Here is a 13,723-nt window from a genome sequence, read left to right as displayed (position 1 = left end):
GTTCAGACACAGGCTCTCAGCGCACGCTGCTGCGCCCCACGATCGTCCCCGCCCGGTCGATGCAGATGACATCGACCGCCACCGGCGCCCCCCGCAGCACCGAGAGCGCCTCGTCACGGGCCGCCACCGCCACCAGATCGCCGAGCGGAATCCCGCGCGCCTGGCACAACTGGAGCGCCGCAAGGCCCGTGTTGGCGCCCGCGATCTCCGCGGCGAGGGCCTCGCCGGCACCGCCCTGGCGGGCCAGTTCGGCCAGGAACCCCTTGTCGACCTGGGAGCGCGCCGAGTGCAGATCCAGGTGTCCGGCGGCGAGTTTGGACAGTTTGGCGAAGCCGCCGCAGATCGTCAGACGCGGCACCGGATGACGGCGTACGTACTTCAGGACCGCCCCCGCGAAGTCCCCCATGTCGAGCAGGGCGATCTCCGGCAGTCCGTACTCGGCGACCACCGTCTTCTCCGAGGTCGACCCCGTGCACCCCGCCACATGGGTGTGCCCGGCGGCCAGCGCCACGTCCACCCCCCGGCGGATGGAGTCGATCCACGCAGAGCAGGAGTACGGCACGACGACGCCCGTGGTGCCGAGGATGGACAGGCCGCCGAGGATGCCCAGGCGGCCGTTCCAGGTGGAACGGGCGATCTCCTCGCCGTGGTCGACGGAGAGGGTCACCTCGACGTCGCCGGTGCCGCCGTGCGCGGCGGCCACCCGTGCCACGTGCTCGCGGATCAGTTGCCGGGGCACCGGGTTGATGGCCGGTTCGCCGACGTCGAGCGGCAGGCCGGGGAGGGTGACGGTGCCCACCCCGGGGCCGGCCCGGAACACCACGCCGGAGCCCGGCGGCAGCCGCCGTACCGTCGCACGCACCAGCGCACCGTGCGTCACATCGGGGTCGTCGCCCGCGTCCTTGACCACCCCGGCCATGGCCTGGTCGCCGTCCGACTCCTCGACGGCCAGCGCGAAGGCGGGCGTCTGGCCCCGGGGCAGGGTGATCGTCACCGGGTCGGGGAAGTCCCCGCTCAGCAGGGCGGTGTACGCAGCGGTGGTGGCCGCCGTGGCGCAGGCACCGGTCGTCCAGCCGGAGCGCAGACCGGTGTGCTTGAGTTGGGCGTCGCGCCCGCCCTCGGAGGCGGGCCCCTTGCTGGTGTCACTCATGGATGGATCCCGTGCACATACTCGTTCTCGGCGGTACGACCGAGGCGCGGCGCCTCGCCGGACTCCTGGTAGACATTCCGGGCGCCCGGGTCACCAGCTCGCTGGCCGGACGGGTGGCCAGCCCCAAGCTGCCCCCGGGCGAGGTGCGCGTCGGAGGGTTCGGCGGGGCCGACGGACTGGCGGCATGGTTGCGTACCCATGAGGTGGACGCGCTCATCGACGCCACCCATCCTTTCGCCGGAACGATCAGTTTCCACGCGGCCGCGGCGGCCGCTGCTGCCCATGTTCCCCTGCTGGCGCTTCGCCGGCCCGGCTGGGCGGCGGGCGACGGCGACCGGTGGCACCCGGTCGGCTCACTGGCCGAGGCCGCCGGGGCGCTGCCCGCACTGGGGGAGCGGGTGTTTCTCACGACGGGGCGGATGGGGCTGGCCGCCTTCGCGGGACTGGCGGAGCAGTGGTTCCTGATGCGGTCGGTGGATGCCCCCGAGGCGCCCCACCCGCCGCGCATGGAGGTACTGCTCGAACGGGGGCCGTTCACCCTCGAAGGGGAACGCGAGCTGATCCACCGCCACCGCATCGATGTACTGGTCACCAAGGACAGCGGTGGTGCGGCCACCGCCCCCAAGCTCACCGCCGCCCGAGAGGCCGGGATTCCGGTGGTCGTGGTGCGACGGCCACCGGCCCCCGAGGGCGTACCGGTGGCCGAGACCCCGGAAGCGGCCGTCGCCCGGCTGCTCGCCCGGTAGAGCGAGCAGCCGGGACGCCCCCGGGCTTGCCCGGTGCCGCCGGGCCGCCCTCAGGCCTCCGGATACCTCCGTGGCGTCCACACGATCTGCTCCCCGTCGCCACCCCGCCGCACCCACCGCGTCTGCGACGAACCCACGATCAGCACGGTCCGCATGTCGACCTCGGCGGGGTCGAGGTCTCCGAGCCGTACCGTACGGACACTTTCCGCCGGCCCGCCCACATCCCGCCCCAGCACCACCGGGGTGTCCGGCGACCGGTGCTCCAGGAGCAGGTCACGGGCCTTGCCCACCTGCCAGGTCCGGCTGCGCGAGCCGGGGTTGTACAGAGCCAGCACCAGGTCCGCGCCGGCCGCGGCCCGCAGCCGTTCGGCGATGACCTCCCACGGCTTCAGCCGGTCCGACAGGGAGAGCGTCGCGTAGTCGTGCCCCAGCGGCGCACCGGCCTTCGCGGCGGCGGCATTGGCGGCCGTCACCCCCGGAAGCACGCGCACCGGCACGCTCGCGTACTCCTTCTCCGAAGCGACCTCCAGGACGGCCGTCGCCATGGCGAACACCCCCGGGTCACCGCCCGACACCACGGCCACCCGCCGCCCGCGCCGCGCCAGCTCCAGCGCGAACTCGGCGCGCTCCGACTCCACCTTGTTGTCCGACCCGTGCCGCACCTGCCCCGGCCGCACCGGCACCCGGTCCAGGTACGTGGTGTAGCCGACCAGGTCGTCGGCGGCGGCCAGCGCACCCCGCGTCTCGGGGGTCAGCCACAGCGGCCCGGCCGGACCCGTACCGACCACGACCACCTCGCCGTCCCCCTCGCCGCGCGGCGCCGGGTCCTCGGTGTGCGCCGAACCGATCCGGCTGGGCAGCACCGCGACCGCGAAGTACGGCACCGAACCGGCGTCCACGTCGGCCAGTTGACCGGTGCGCTCCCCGGCCATGGTCGCCCGCTCCACGTACTTGGCCTCGTCCAGCCGCCCGGCCGCCTCGAAGGCGCCGCGCACCGCGGGGAACGTGCGCCCCAGCTTCATCACCACCGCGGCATCGGTCGCCGCGAGCCGGGCGGTCAACTCCTCCTGCGGCAGCGTGCCGGGCAGGATCGTCAGCACTTCCTCGCCCTCCACCAGCGGCGTCCCGAGCCGTGCCGCGGCGGCACTCACCGAGGTCACCCCGGGAATCACCTCGGTGCGGAAGCGGTCCGCCAGCCGCTTGTGCATATGCATGTACGAGCCGTAGAAGAGCGGGTCGCCCTCGGCGAGTACCGCGACCGTGCGGCCCGCTTCGAGGTGGACGGCCAACCGGGCGGCGGCCTTCTCGTAGAACTCCTCCATCGCGGCCCGGTAGCCGCCCGGGTGGTCGGTGGTCTCGGTGGTGACCGGGTACACCAGCGGCTCCTCGATGTGGTCGTCCCGCAGATGCCCGGCGGCGATCTGCCGTGCGATCGACCGGCCGTGCCGGGCGCTGTGATAGGCGATCACATCCGCCTCGGCGATCACCTCCACCGCGCGCACCGTCATCAGGGACGGGTCGCCGGGGCCGAGCCCGACGCCGTACAGCCGGCCCGTGACCTGCTCGTCGATGCTCATTCTTCCTCGCTGGCGATCGCGTTGAGCGCGGCCGCGGCGAGGGCACTGCCACCGCGCCGTCCCCGCACGATCAGGTGCTCAAGCCCCGAGCCGTGCACGGCCAGGGCCTCCTTGGACTCCGCCGCCCCCACGAAACCGACCGGCACCCCGATCACGGCCGCCGGACGCGGCGCCCCCGCCTCGATCATCTCCAGCAACCGGAAGAGCGAGGTCGGCGCGTTGCCGACCGCGACCACCGAGCCTTCGAGCCGGTCCCGCCACAGCTCCATCGCGGCGGCGCTGCGGGTGGTGCCCAGTTCCTTCGCGAGGTCGGGCACCGACGGGTCGGACAGGGTGCACACCACGTCGTTGTCGGCCGGCAGCCGCTTGCGGGTGACCCCACTGGCCACCATCTGCACGTCGCACAGGATGGGCGCACCGGCGCGCAGCGCGGCCCTGGCGTCGGCCACCACGTTCGGGCTGAACGCCAGGTCCTGCACCAGGTCGACCATGCCGCAGGCGTGGATCATCCGGACCGCGACCTGGCTGACATCGGCGGGCAGCCCCGCCAGATCCGCCTCGGCGCGGATGATGGCGAAGGACTGGCGGTAGATCGCCGGTCCGTCCTTCTCGTACTGGTGCACTGTGCTTTCGCTCTCTTCTGCGGGCGGGGGATGGGGAGTTGGGAAAACGTCTGAGGGTGCCGGCGTGAGGTGACGTGGAGTCAGGACTGGTGTCCGCGTGCTGCGGCGACCGTGTCGGACAGGGCGGCGGGGTCCTCGGGAACGGTCACCGGGGCGTTGCGGTGTCCGCCCCGTACCACCGAGACCTGATGCCCCTCGGGGGTGGCCACCACGTCGACCCAGTCGCCGTGCGGGTGCCCGCACCTGCGTGCGCATCCCGACCAGTGGACGGGCAGTGCCCCCACCTGGCCGAGCGCGGCAGCCGCCTGGGACTGCACGTCGGCGAGTGACTTCGCGCAGCCGGGCCGTCCGATGCACGCACCGACGCCGGTCCAGGGCGAGTCGGCGGAGGTGATCAGACCGGCCTCGCCCAGGGCGTCGAGCAGCCCTTCCTGTACGACGCCGGGCAGCACCACCCCGCGCCACGGGGTGAGCCGCAGTGTGCCGTCGCCGTGCTGCCGGGCAGTGTGGGCGAGGAGCGTCCACTGGGCCGCGGTGATGCGTCCCAGGGGTACGCCGACGGACAGGGTCGAGCCGTTCACCACCCCGAACGGCGGGGGAGTGGGCTCGGCCGGACGGGCGGGACCCTCGACGGGTGCCGCGTCGAGACCGGCCGCGCCCAGCTCGCGCACGACACCCGCGAACAGCGCCTGGCGGGTGTCCTCGTCGAGTTCGGAGACCCGCCAGGAGCCCGAGCCACGGGCATGCTCCAGGAAGGTTTCGGCAGCGACCAGCGCCGCCCGTGCCGCCTGCGCACCGGACACCCGCACGGCCTCGGCGGCCGCACCGATCCGCAGCAGCGCACCGCCGCCCGGCCGCGCCAGCAACGTCACATCGGCGCCCAGCGCATCCACATCGCCCCGGCCGTCGTCCAGCGCGAACAGGAACCGGCCCGAGAGCCGCGCCGCCCGCTCGCTGGCGCACAGCAGCCGGTCGAGACCGGCCAGCCAGGGGCCGACGTCCGGACGGCCCGAGCCGTCGAGCCCGGACAGCGGGGACGCCACGACATTGCGTACCCGCTCATGGCGCGCGGAGGGCAACAGACCTGCTGAGCCCAGGAGTTGGGCGAGTTCGTCGCCGCAGCCCGCGGGCAGGGCACGCAGTTGCGCATTGCCGCGGGAAGTGAGGTGAATGTCACCATCGCCCAGCCGGTTCGCCAACTCTCCGAGCGCGTCCGCCTGCCCGGCGCCCAGTACACCTCCGGGCAGCCGCACCCGCGCCAGCGCACCGTCGTCCGCCGCGTGCAGCCGCAGGGAACCCGGGCATGCGTCGCCACGGGTCCGGGCAGAGCTCTCCCCAGCGGGTTTCGGCGGGGGAGGGGAAGTGGCTGGTGGGGACATGGCGGCGAGCATACCGACGCCGGGGGGCTGCCGTTCGACACCGTGTACGACCCCGCTTGACCAGGGGCCTAATATGCCTGGTGGCGGACCCTTGGGTTCGTCGTCGCCACCGACGGCGACAGGGGAGGAAGCCCGGTGGAACTCCGGCGCGGTCCCGCCACTGTGAGCCCGGCACCCCGCCGGGCGAGTCAGGAACTCCCCCGCGAGCCCTCCGGGGCTCAACCCGCACACCGCCCGGGGCGTGGACACCCCGAGGAAGGCACGACGCCGCATGCTTCTGCTCCTGTCGACGTCCGACACCGACCTGCTCAGCGCCCGCTCCTCGAACGGCCCGGTCGGTTACCGCTTCGCCAATCCTTCCCGGCTCGCCCTCACCGATCTGCCCGAGCTGCTCGACGGTGTCGACCTGGTGGTCGTACGTCTGCTGGGCGGCGTCCGCGCCTGGCAGGACGGCCTCGACCAGGTCCTCGCCACCGGCAGGCCCGTCGTCGTACTCACCGGTGAACAGGCCCCCGACGCACAGCTGATGGCCGCGTCCACGGTCCCCATCGGTATCGCGGCCGAGGCCCACGCCTACCTGGCGCACGGCGGCCCCGCCAACCTGGAGCAGCTGGCCCGCTTCCTCTCCGACACCGTGCTGCTCACCGGCCACGGCTTCGAGTCGCCCGCGCCCGCCCCCTCCTGGGGGCCGCTGGAGCGCACCGCCCGCGAGGGCGTCGAGGGCCCCACCGTCGCGGTGCTCTACTACCGCGCCCATCACATGAGCGGCAACACCGGCTTCATCGACGTCCTGTGCGGCGAGATCGAGGCCGCCGGAGCACGTCCGCTGCCGCTGTACGTGGCCTCCCTGCGCACCCCCGAGCCCGAACTCATCGACGCACTGCGCGCCGCCGACGTCATCGTCACCACCGTCCTCGCGGCGGGCGGCACCCGTCCCGCCGAGGCCTCGGCGGGCGGCGACGACGAGTCCTGGGACGCGGGCGCCCTCACCGGCCTCGACGTGCCGATCCTCCAGGCGCTCTGCCTGACCTCCTCGCGCAGCGACTGGGAGGACAACGACGAGGGCGTCTCGCCGCTCGACGCCGCCAGCCAGATCGCGGTGCCGGAGTTCGACGGCCGGCTGATCACCGTGCCGTTCTCCTTCAAGGAGATCGACGAGGACGGGCTGCCCGCGTACGTCGCCGACACCGAGCGCGCCGCCCGGGTCGCCGGAATCGCCCTGCGGCACGCCCGGCTCCGCCACATCCCCAACGCGGACAAGCGCGTCGCGCTGGTCCTGTCCGCCTACCCCACCAAGCACTCCCGCATCGGCAACGCCGTCGGCCTCGACACCCCCGCCAGCGCCGTCGCCCTGCTGCGCCGGATGCAGGCCGAGGGCTACGACTTCGGTACCGAAGAGGTGCCGGGACTCGTCTCCGGCGACGGTGACGAGCTGATCTACGCCCTCATCGAGGCCGGCGGGCACGACCAGGAGTGGCTGACCGAGGAGCAGTTGGCGCGCAACCCGGTCCGTATCCCGGCCGCCGACTACCGCCGCTGGTACGCCACCCTGCCCGCCGCACTGCGTACCTCCGTAGAGGAACACTGGGGCCCGGCGCCGGGCAACATGTTCGTCGACCGCTCCGCCAACCCGGAGGGCGACATCGTGCTCGCCGCGCTGCGCCGGGGCAATCTCCTCATCCTCATCCAGCCGCCGCGAGGCTTCGGCGAGAACCCGATCGCGATCTACCACGACCCCGATCTGCCGCCCTCGCACCACTACCTGGCCGCCTACCGCTGGATCGCCGCCCGCAGCGAGGACAACGGTTTCGGCGCCGACGCGATGATCCACCTCGGCAAGCACGGCAACCTGGAGTGGCTGCCCGGCAAGAACGCGGGTCTGTCCGCGGCCTGCGGCCCCGACGCCGCACTCGGTGACATCCCTCTCATCTACCCGTTCCTGGTCAACGACCCGGGCGAGGGCACCCAGGCCAAGCGCCGGGTGCACGCCACCCTGGTCGACCACCTGGTGCCGCCAATGGCCCGCGCCGACAGCTACGGCGACATCGCCCGGCTGGAACAACTCCTGGACGAGCACGCCCAGATCGCCGCCATGGACCCGGCCAAGCTGCCCGCGATCCGGGCCCAGATCTGGACCCTCATCCAGGCCGCCAAGCTCGACCACGACCTCGGGCTCGAAGACCGTCCCGAGGACGAGGGCTTCGACGAGTTCATCATGCATCTCGACGGCTGGCTCTGCGAGATCAAGGACGTCCAGATCCGCGACGGCCTGCACGTCCTCGGCGGAGCCCCCGCCGGGGAGGCCCGCGTCAACCTGGTCCTCGCGATCCTGCGCGCCCGCCAGATCTGGGGCGGCACCGCCTCCCTCCCCGGCCTCCGCGAGGCCCTCGGTCTCGACGAGTCGGCCGCCCTGCGCAACGCCACCGACGAGATCGAGGAGCAGGCCCGCGCCCTCGTCCAGGCCATGGAGGACGCGGACTGGGATCCGGCCGCCGTCGCCGGCGTAGCGGCGGACCACCCCTCCGCCGTCGCCGACATCCTCGACTTCGCCGCCCGCGAGGTCGTCCCCCGGCTGGCCGCCACCACCGACGAACTCGCGCACACCGTCCACGCGTTGAACGGCGGCTTCGTCCCGGCAGGCCCCTCGGGATCACCCCTGCGCGGCCTGGTGAACGTGCTGCCGACCGGCCGCAACTTCTACTCCGTCGACCCGAAGGCCGTCCCCTCCAAGCTCGCCTGGGAGACCGGCCAGGCCCTGGCCGACTCCCTGCTGACCCGCTACCGCGCCGACAACGGCGACTGGCCCACCTCGGTCGGCCTGTCCCTCTGGGGTACGAGCGCGATGCGCACGGCGGGCGACGACATCGCGGAAGCCTTCGCGCTGCTCGGCGTACGGCCGGTCTGGGACGACGCCTCGCGCCGCGTCACCGGCCTGGAGCCCATCCCCGCCGAGGAGTTGGGCCGCCCGCGCATCGACGTCACCCTGCGCATCTCCGGCTTCTTCCGCGACGCCTTCCCGCACACCATCGGCCTCCTCGACGACGCGGTCCGCCTGGCCGCGTCCCTCGAAGAGCCGGCGGACGTCAACTACGTACGCGCCCACACCCAGGCCGACCTCGCCGAACACGGCGACGAACGCCGCGCCACCACCCGGATCTTCGGCTCCCGCCCGGGAACGTACGGCGCGGGCCTCCTCCAGCTGATCGACTCCCGGGACTGGCGCACCGACGCCGACCTCGCCGAGGTCTACACGGTCTGGGGCGGCTACGCCTACGGCCGTGAGCTCGACGGCCGCCCGGCCCGCGAGGAGATGGAAACGGCGTACAAGCGCATCGAGGTGGCGGCCAAGAACACCGACACCCGCGAGCACGACATCGCCGACTCCGACGACTACTTCCAGTACCACGGCGGCATGGTCGCCACCGTCCGCGCCCTCAAGGGCACGGCCCCCGAGGCGTACATCGGCGACTCCACCCGCCCCGAGACGGTGCGCACCCGCACCCTCGTCGAGGAGACCTCGCGCGTCTTCCGCGCCCGCGTCGTCAACCCCAAGTGGATCGAGGCGATGCGCCGCCACGGCTACAAGGGCGCCTTCGAGCTCGCCGCCACCGTCGACTACCTCTTCGGGTACGACGCGACGACGGGCGTGGTCGCCGACTGGATGTACGACAAGCTCACCGAGACGTACGTCCTCGACCCCACCAACCGCGCATTCCTCCAGCAGGCCAACCCCTGGGCCCTGCACGGCATCGCCGAACGGCTCCTGGAAGCCGAGTCCCGCGGCATGTGGGCCAAGCCCGACCCGGCGATCCTGGACGCCCTGCGCCAGGCGTACCTGGAGACCGAGGGCGACCTGGAGGGCGAGGACTGAGAGCCGGGGGGGGGGGGGGGGGGGGGGGGGGGGGGGGGGGGGGGCCGGGGCGGGCGGGGGGCGCCCCCCGCCCCCCCCCGCGGCCGCCCCCGCCCCCCCCCCCCCCCCCCCCCCCCCCCCCCCCCCCCCCCCCCCCCCCCCCCCCGGCTCCTCAGGGGGCACCTCTCCCGAGGCGTACCCGTTCGCACTGCTGTCCCCCGGCAATCTTTATGCTTTCTTGGTGCCGGGGTGCCACCGGTGCGAGGACGCCAGCCACCAGGAGAGCCCGTGACGGACCAGGGAACGCCCGAGGAGTATCTGGACGGATACGCCCGGATCCTCCTCGACGCCTGCGCCACCGGCCGCCACCTCACCCGCGCGGAGCGCGACGCCCTCCGGCTGCGCGGTGAGCGGGCCGCCGAGGCGGGCATCGGCCTGCGCCCGCTGGTCCGCACCCATCTGCGGGCGGCGCAGGACGTACGGGCCGGCATGAAACACGCGGATGCCGCGCATCTGCTCGCCGCCGTCGAGCAGGCGGTCGACGCCTTCGCCGAGGGACACGAGCGGGCGCAGTACCTGGCGGTACGTCAAGAAGCGGCGGCCCGGCGCGAGTTCGTCGACGATCTGCTCTACGGGCGCAGTGACCTGGGCCGTCTCGCCGAGCGCGCGGAGCGGTTCGGGCTGCTTCTCTCGCATGCCCACGCGGTCGCCGTCGCCCAGGGGGACGAGCCCTACGACGACGGGTACCCGGTCACCCGCCAGGTCGAGCAGGCGCTCGTCGCCCGCTTCGGCGACCGCCGCATCCTGATCACCACCAAGGAGGGGCGGCTGGTCTGCATCGCACCCGGCGACCAGTCCGACCTGCTGGCCTACTTCGCCAAGCAGGCGCACGCGGCCACCGACGGCGGACGGGTCGCCATCGGCCGCGCCCACCCCGGTGCCGGTGGCGTCGTCCACTCGTACGAAGAAGCCCTCAACGCCCTTGATCTGGCCGACCGCATCGACCTCGAAGGGCCGGTCCTGCACGCCGCTGACCTGCTGGTCTACCCCGTGCTCACCCGGGACCGCCAAGCCATGGCGGACCTCGTCGGCAGTGTCCTGGGCCCCCTGACGCAGGCCCGCAGCGGCGCCCAGCCGCTCCTCGACACCCTCACCGCGTACTTCGACACCGGGTGCGTGGCCGCCGAGGCCGCCCGCCGACTCTCGCTGAGCGTCCGCGCCATGACCTACCGCCTGGACCGCATCCACAAGCTCACCGGATCCGACCCCGGCGACCCCGTCCACCGCTACACCCTCCAGACCGCGGTGGTCGGTGCCCGGCTCCTCGGCTGGCCGGGACAGGACCTCTGAGGCCTGTGTCCGAGCCCCGGCGGACGGGGCCCGGCCCCCGATCGGTCGTATTCGGGTTGCCGCGAGAGCAGGTCGGGAACTCCCAGGTCAGGGCGATCTTCCTGGCTGCGGGCAGTCAAATGTAGTCACTGTGTGTGTCTTAAATATTGCGATAAGTGACCATCCTTTCGACGGTGGAGAGGAGCAGTACTCCACTCACCTCCGAAAGGACCATCTCCATGCGCATGTCCCGGACCGCCGGTCTTCTCATTTCGACCGCAGTGTGCGGTGCCCTCGCCGTGGGCACGGCAGGCCCGGCATTCTCGGCCGTCACGGTGGAGGCGGCCGCCTCCGACGCGTCCGTTCCTCCGATCCCGGGCGCGGACGCGCTCACCGCGCAGGTGAAGGTCCTGGCCGACGTCGGCGGCGTCCTCAAGCCCGTCGCCGAACTGCTCTCGGCCACCCTGGCCGCCCCGGGCGGCAAGCTGCCCGCTGCGGACGCCGCCGAGCTGGGCGCCAAGGTCAAGGCCGCCCTGGACCTCGCCGCCAAGGCCGCGCCCGCGCCCAAGAGCATGGCCGAGGTGGACCTGAAGGCGAAGGCGCTGGCGGACCTCCAGGTCCATGTCACGGCCCTCCTGGAGGCCGCCGTGAAGGGCGACGCCGTCGCGGTCGCCGCCAAGGTCACCGCGGTCGTCACCGCGAGCGTGAACGTCCTGGTGAGCGTCGCGCTCGGTGGCGGCCTCCCGGCCCCCAACCTCCCGGGCCTCCCGAAGCTCCCGACGCTGCCGGGCGTTCCGGCGGTACCGGCCGTTCCCGCGGCGCCCGGCGTCCCGTCGGTGCCGGGCGTTCCCGCCGCGCCGGCTGTCCCGGCGGTGCCTGGCGTACCCGCGGCTCCGGCTGTTCCGGCCGTCCCCGGCCTGGGTGGCTGACCTCTCGGCCGTACACCTAGGGCCCCCGCCTGCTGTCAGGGCGGGGGCCCTCGGCGTACGCGCACTCAGCAGGGCGGCCGGAACCCCTCGTGCCGCATCGCGTGCGGGCCTCCCGCCGTGACGATGGCGGCGACCGAGGGCGGCAGCGGGCTGCCGTCCTCGCGGGTCGGCACCGGCGGGTCGGTGACCTCGCCGGCCCCGGTGCCCCGTGCCAGGGCGTTCTTCGCCGTCACCCGGTCCAGCGCGGAGGGGGTCAGCAGCCGCTGTCCGCGCACGAAGGTGATGAAGCTCTCGAAGTCGCGCTGGTGGCGGTAGGGCTTGCGGTAGTTGACGAGCGCCGGGTAGCCGTCCATGCCGAGGAAGGTGTACGAGGCACCGGCGACCCGGTAGGAGCGGTCCAGGCGCAGCGGGCGGCCGTCGATGTGTACGTCCGCCGGGTCGACGCGGTCGCCGACCGGGCTCGCGGCGTCGAAGGAGTAGCGGACGTTCTTGGACACCGCGAGCGGGGCGAAGCGGAGTTCGCCCTGAGGGCCGCTCGACCACTGCTGTTCCAGGGCGTCGTGGAGCTGCTGCCCGGTCACTGTGGCGCAGACGGTGGGGCAGCCGTAGCCGATCGCCCGCCAGGCCTTGCCGAAGGCCACCGCGTCGCCGGTGTCCGGGGCGGGTATCAGGTCGCCGCGCAGGAAGGACTGACCGACCGTCGGTGCCACCGGTACCAGCGCGAGGTCCGCGGCGTCGAACGGGTGGATGTTGGAGTCGTCGTACGTGGGAACCGCTCTGCGCGCGGTCCACAGCATCCAGTCCGCGGCGAGGTCGCCCATGGTGCTCTGGCCCACCGCGTTGCGGGCACGGGTGAAGGGCCCGGCCTGCCGTCCGACGGGGCTGCGCTCACGGGTGGAGGCCTGCCCGGCCCAGTAGTCGGCGATCTCCTTGAGCTCTGGGTGCGGGGTGATGTCACGGGTGTTGGCGTGACTGGTGGAGACGGTCAGTTCGCGCACCACGCGTCCGGTGCGCGGGTCGAGGCGGAGATTGATCTCGTTGATCACCTGGCCGTGGAATCCCGCCTCGACGAACGGGCGCGGCACTCCGTTGGGGTCGGGCAGCATCATGTTGAACCGGCAGTGCCAGTGCCCGGTGACGATGGCATCGATGTCGGGCGACACCTTGAGCGCCAGGTCGTAGGCGGGCCCGGACGGATTGCTGCCGCTGTTGAAGTCGGCGCCCGCGACCGCGCCGTCGTGCATGCTGAGCACGATCGCGTTCACCCCGCGCCGCTTGAGCAGCTTCGCGTACCGGTCGGCGGTCTCGATCATGTCCAGGGTCTTCAGCCCGGGATGGAAGGAGTTGGGGAACAACTCGGTCCCGATCGCGGTGAGATGGATGAACCCGATCGGGACGCGCCGCCCGCCGGGCCCCCGTACCCACTCGATGTGGTACGGCTCCAGCACGGTCCTTCCGCTCCGGGTCCGTACGACATTGGCGCTGTAGTACGGGAAGTCCGCCCCGTGGAACCGGCGTCCGGTGGAGTCCCGGAACCCGGTGTCCTGCCCGACGACCGGATGGGCCCGGCCGTCCAGCATGTGATCGACGAGATGGGACGGCGACTTGTCGAACTCGTGGTTCCCCGCCGTGGCGAAGTCCAGCCCCATCCTGTTCAGCGCCTCGATGGTCGGCTCGTCGGAGAACGCCGCCGCGTCGAACTCCCATCCGGAGAAGAGGTCCCCCGGCGCGAAGAACAGCGAGTTGCGCCGCCCGTCCCGCAGCCGCTCCAGATGCGCCCCCATCGCGGCGACCCCGCCCACCGTGTACTTCTTCCCGCCATTGCCGTAGATCACGGAGTCACTGCCGGTCGGGCCCTGCAAGTACCCGTGCAGATCGGTGATGTTGAGCAGCTGTACGTCGATGTACTCGTGCGCGGAAGCGGCGTCCCGCGCGGACGGGGAGGCGTAGGCGGGAACCCCGAGGGCGGCGGTGCTGGCCAGGGCTCCCATCGCGGTGAGGAATGTCCGGCGTCCAGTCTCACCGGTACGCGAACTCGACTGCTGGGCAAGGGAGTTGTGCGATGAGGTGCTACGAGTGGTCGTCACGTGTAGATGGTGCGGACATTGAGGTGAAGCCCACAAGAACCGGGAGCGTCACT

At 72.8% G+C, this 13,723-nt stretch carries 9 protein-coding genes and 1 riboswitch; of the genes, 4 read left to right on the top strand and 5 right to left on the bottom strand.

What is annotated here, in order from left to right; genetic code table 11:
- Positions 1-16: 16 nt before the first annotated feature.
- Positions 17-1,150, bottom strand: a complete 1,134-nt coding sequence (locus ACIA73_RS25320; protein WP_399440967.1) for a cobalt-precorrin-5B (C(1))-methyltransferase — start codon at positions 1,148-1,150, stop codon at positions 17-19.
- Positions 1,151-1,161: 11 nt separating this feature from the next.
- On the opposite strand from ACIA73_RS25320, the gene ACIA73_RS25315 reads away from it, so the two are divergent.
- Positions 1,162-1,896: a cobalt-precorrin-6A reductase gene (locus ACIA73_RS25315; RefSeq protein ID WP_399440966.1), complete on the top strand. Its 735-nt coding sequence runs from the start codon at positions 1,162-1,164 to the stop codon at positions 1,894-1,896.
- A 50-nt stretch (positions 1,897-1,946) separates the two neighbouring features.
- Here the strand turns inward: ACIA73_RS25315 and ACIA73_RS25310 are convergent, their stop codons facing one another.
- The 3 genes from ACIA73_RS25310 to cobG all read right to left on the bottom strand — a co-directional run bounded on the left by ACIA73_RS25310 (position 1,947) and on the right by cobG (position 5,487).
- Positions 1,947-3,473, bottom strand: coding sequence for a precorrin-2 C(20)-methyltransferase (locus tag ACIA73_RS25310; RefSeq protein WP_399440965.1), 1,527 nt, complete (start codon positions 3,471-3,473; stop codon positions 1,947-1,949).
- Entirely contained in the window at positions 3,470-4,096 is a 627-nt protein-coding gene (locus tag ACIA73_RS25305) for a precorrin-8X methylmutase (protein WP_399440964.1), read from the bottom strand. Before ACIA73_RS25305 ends, ACIA73_RS25310 begins: the two co-directional genes overlap by 4 nt.
- 80 nt (positions 4,097-4,176) lie before the next feature.
- Complete coding sequence (gene cobG, locus ACIA73_RS25300; RefSeq protein WP_399440963.1) at positions 4,177-5,487, bottom strand: precorrin-3B synthase; 1,311 nt, start codon at positions 5,485-5,487, stop codon at positions 4,177-4,179.
- A gap of 112 nt (positions 5,488-5,599) precedes the next feature.
- A riboswitch (cobalamin riboswitch) is annotated at positions 5,600-5,673 on the top strand.
- A 73-nt stretch (positions 5,674-5,746) separates the two neighbouring features.
- Here cobG and cobN point away from each other — a divergent pair.
- The 3 genes from cobN to ACIA73_RS25285 all read left to right on the top strand — a co-directional run bounded on the left by cobN (position 5,747) and on the right by ACIA73_RS25285 (position 11,583).
- Positions 5,747-9,346 (top strand): cobaltochelatase subunit CobN, encoded by a 3,600-nt coding sequence (cobN, locus tag ACIA73_RS25295; protein ID WP_399440962.1) that lies wholly within the window; start codon positions 5,747-5,749, stop codon positions 9,344-9,346.
- Positions 9,347-9,613: 267 nt separating this feature from the next.
- Positions 9,614-10,675 (top strand): PucR family transcriptional regulator, encoded by a 1,062-nt coding sequence (locus ACIA73_RS25290; RefSeq protein WP_399440961.1) that lies wholly within the window; start codon positions 9,614-9,616, stop codon positions 10,673-10,675.
- A 218-nt stretch (positions 10,676-10,893) separates the two neighbouring features.
- On the top strand, positions 10,894-11,583 hold the full coding sequence (locus ACIA73_RS25285; protein WP_399440959.1) for a hypothetical protein: 690 nt from the start codon (positions 10,894-10,896) through the stop codon (positions 11,581-11,583).
- 65 nt (positions 11,584-11,648) lie between these two features.
- On the opposite strand, the gene ACIA73_RS25280 is transcribed toward ACIA73_RS25285, so the two are convergent.
- Complete coding sequence (locus tag ACIA73_RS25280; RefSeq protein WP_399440958.1) at positions 11,649-13,670, bottom strand: bifunctional metallophosphatase/5'-nucleotidase; 2,022 nt, start codon at positions 13,668-13,670, stop codon at positions 11,649-11,651.
- Between the last annotated feature and the right edge of the window lie 53 nt (positions 13,671-13,723).

It is taken from the genome of Streptomyces sp. NPDC051561, assembly GCF_044454195.1.
GTDB lineage: Bacteria > Actinomycetota > Actinomycetes > Streptomycetales > Streptomycetaceae > Streptomyces.
The sequence above is the reverse complement of the archived record's forward strand: the minus strand, read 5'-3'. Positions and strand labels throughout refer to the sequence as shown.